This window comes from Streptomyces sparsus (genome assembly GCF_054776295.1).
In genome coordinates this window covers 1-3,333 of sequence record NZ_BAAHCA010000546.1, presented here as the reverse complement: position 1 = coordinate 3,333, position 3,333 = coordinate 1, and the positions used below count along the sequence as shown (strand labels likewise).

Below are 3,333 nucleotides of genomic sequence, written 5' to 3'. Positions count from 1 at the left end.
GGAGGTGGGCGGCGTCACCGGCGGGGCGCGGAAACCGGCGTCCTGCGGTGTCACCGCTCTGCCCATCCGCCGCGACAGCGCCACCGCGACGAACTGCGCGGCCTGGGGGCGCGGTTCGGTGCCGGCCAGCCAGTGGGCGACGGTGGTGCGGTCGTACCGCAGCCGGGTGCCGATCTCGGCGGCCAGCGCGTTCACCGAGCGGGCGAGCGCCTCCTGGGTCCAGTCGGCCTCGCCCAGGAGTGCCCGGAGTCGGGTGTTCGGCGTGCGCTGGAGGGACATGACTTCTTGGTCTCACGGCGGCGGAGTGCGCCGTCAGGGCGTACGGGAGCACGGCGGCTTGGTGCCGGTGCCTCCACCTCACTCGAACGGAGACGTATTCGGTCAGGTGCGTGCCTGGTACTGGCGCTCGGACCGGCCGGTGCGCAACGGTCGGGCCATGAATGATCCCTTTGCATATGCCGATGTCGTGTCTTCTGCCGATTTCCCGGACTGCCTCCCGCTGTGGGGAAGTGCTGCGCCGGAATCGCCGTTTCCGCCCCGTCCGCCGGCCTTTCGCGACTGCTCACGAGTGGTCGGGGCGCCGCCCGGAGAGGCCGTTCCGAGCCCGTTGGTGAGTGCGCTGGCGAGCCCGGCGGTGCTCGCACCGGCAGGAGCGGTGCCGACGAGCGCGGCACCGGCGAGTGCCGCATCGGCGATTCGGCCGACCGGTCCCGCCACCCGGGGCCGGTCCCACGGCGGGGCGGCGGTCGCCGCCACCCGTTGACGCACGCATGGTTGCCTCGGGGAACTTTCTCGGTACAGTCGGGCCCACCGAGTTCCGAGCCCACTGTCACTGCCGACACGCTGTCCGCGAGGGAGACCCATGGTCGAGAACACCGGAGCGCTGCGGATCTGCCCACTGTGCGAGGCGACGTGCGGCCTACGCGTCACCGTCGAGCAGGGGCGGATCACCGCGGCCCGAGGCGATCGTGACGACGTGTTCAGCCGAGGCTTCATCTGCCCCAAGGGTGCCTCCTTCGGGCAGTTGGACAGTGATCCGGACCGTCTGACCCGCCCGCTGGTGCGATCCGGCGGAAAGCTGCGGGAGACCGGGTGGGACGAGGCGTTCGCCGCGCTCGCCGCCGGTCTCGGCGGTGTCCTCCGGGAGGCGGGCCCGGAGTCCGTCGCGGTGCTGCTGGGCAACCCCAACGTGCACACCGTGGCGGGGGCGCTGTACCCCCGTGTGCTGATGGGGGCGTTGCCCGGGGCCGCGCTGTACACCGCCAGCACCCTGGACCAGATGCCCAAGCACGTCTCCAGCGGGCTGCTCTACGGCGATCCGGACGCCATCCCCGTGCCCGACCTCGACCGTGCCGACCACCTGCTGGTGATCGGCGCCAACCCGGTCGAGTCCAACGGCAGCCTGTGCACCGCGCCCGACTTCCCAGGCCGGCTGAAGGCGCTGCGCCGACGCGGCGGCACGCTCACCGTGGTCGATCCGCGCCGCACCAGGACCGCGGCGCTGGCCGACCGGCACGTCGCGGTGCGTCCCGGCGGTGACGCGCTGCTGCTGATGGCGATGGTGCACACCCTGTTCGACGAGGACCTGGTCGACACCGGCCCCGCCGGTCCGCACCTCAGCGGGATCACCGACGTGCGGCGGCTGGCGTCCGACTTCCCGCCCGAGGCCGTGGCCGAAGGCTGCGACGTACCGGCGGACACCATTCGCGAGCTCACGAGGGAACTGGCCGCCGCGCCGCGGGCGGCCGTGTACGGGCGGGTCGGCAGCACCACGGTCGAGTTCGGCACCCTGACCAGCTGGCTGGTGGACGTGCTGACCGCGCTCACCGGCAACCTCGACCGGCCGGGCGGCCTGATGTTCCCGCTGTCGGCCACCGGGCGGGCGCCCGGCCCGGCGGGGCCGGGCCGGGGCTTCCGCACCGGCCGCCGGCACAGCCGGGTCAGCGGGTACCCGGAGGTCAAGGCGGAGTTCCCGATGGCCGCCCTCGCCGAGGAGATCGACACCCCGGGGGAGGGGCGCACCCGGGCGGTGATCACCGTCGGCGCCAACCCGGTGCTCTCCGCGCCGGACGGCGACCGGCTGGACGCTGCGCTGGCCGGACTGGACTTCATGGTCAGCGTCGACCCCTACCTCAACGAGACGGCCCGGCACGCCCACGTGGTGCTGCCGCCGCCCCGCCCCAGCCGCAGCCCGCACTTCGACTTCGCGCTCAACACCCTGGCGGTGCGCAACCAGGTCCGCTACTCCCGGCCGGTCGTGCCGGCGGGCAAGGAGGAACTGCCGGAGACGGAGATCCTGGCCCGGCTGGTGCTCAGCGCGATCGGCCGGCCCGACGCGCCGCCGGAGTCGGTGGACGCGGACGTCATCAGCCGCCGGCTCGGCAAGGCCGTCACCGACCCCCGCTCGCCCGTGCACGGCCGCGACCCGGCCGAACTCGGCCGGGAACTGGCCGGTGCCGACGGCCCGGAACGCCGGCTCGACATGATGCTGCGGCTCGGCCCCTACGGTGACGGTTTCGGGGCGGATCCCGAGGGCCTCACGCTGGAGCGCCTGCTCGCGCACCCGCACGGCATGGACCTGGGGCCGCTGCGGCCCCGGCTCCCCGGCGTGCTGAGCACCCCGTCCGGCACCGTCGAACTGTGCCCGCCGGCCGTCGCGGCGGACGTGCCCAGGCTGCTGGGCAGTCTGCGGCGGGCCTCCGAGGCCGTCGTCCTGGTCGGGCGCAGGCACCTGCGGTCCAACAACAGCTGGATGCACAACGTGCCCGCGCTGCGCGGCGGCAGCAACCGCTGCACGCTCCAGGTGCACCCGGACGACGCCGCCCGGTACGGGCTGGCCGACGGAACCACCGCCCGGATCAGCGCGGCGGGCGGGGCCGTCGAGGCGGTCGTGGAGTTCAGCGCGACGATGCGTCCGGGCGTGGTGAGCCTGCCGCACGGCTGGGGCCACGACCGGCCGGGCACCCGGATGTCCGTCGCCGCGACCGAACCGGGCGTGAACGTGAACCAGTTGCTGGACGGTTCGCTGCTGGACCCGCTCTCCGGGACGGCCGTGCTGAACGGTTTCCCGGTGCGGATCGAGCCGGTCGCCGAGCCGGCCGGGGCGCATACGTGAGCCACAGCACGTGGCGGGTTGCTGACACCCCAAACTAGCGGCGCTAGTTTGGGGGGATGCAGGCACACGACGCTATGTACATCGACGGCTCCTGGCGCCCCGCCCCCGGCGCCGGGTCGATCGACGTCCTCAACCCCGCCGACGAGAGTGTGATCGGCCGGGTCCCCGCCGGCACCCCCGACGACATCGACGCCGCGGTCCGGGCGGCGCGCGCGGCG

2 protein-coding genes and 1 pseudogene are annotated in these 3,333 nt (G+C 74.0%); 2 read left to right on the top strand and 1 reads right to left on the bottom strand.

What is annotated here, in order from left to right; all coding sequences use genetic code 11:
* Positions 1-279 (bottom strand): annotated as a pseudogene (locus ACYVE9_RS19960) (hypothetical protein); the annotation flags it as partial.
* A gap of 583 nt (positions 280-862) precedes the next feature.
* On the opposite strand from ACYVE9_RS19960, the gene ACYVE9_RS19955 reads away from it, so the two are divergent.
* Complete coding sequence (locus tag ACYVE9_RS19955) at positions 863-3,115, top strand: molybdopterin oxidoreductase family protein (RefSeq protein WP_461029252.1); 2,253 nt, start codon at positions 863-865, stop codon at positions 3,113-3,115.
* A gap of 56 nt (positions 3,116-3,171) precedes the next feature.
* The coding region (locus ACYVE9_RS19950) for an aldehyde dehydrogenase family protein (RefSeq protein WP_461029253.1) at positions 3,172-3,333 on the top strand (162 nt) is incomplete at its 3' end.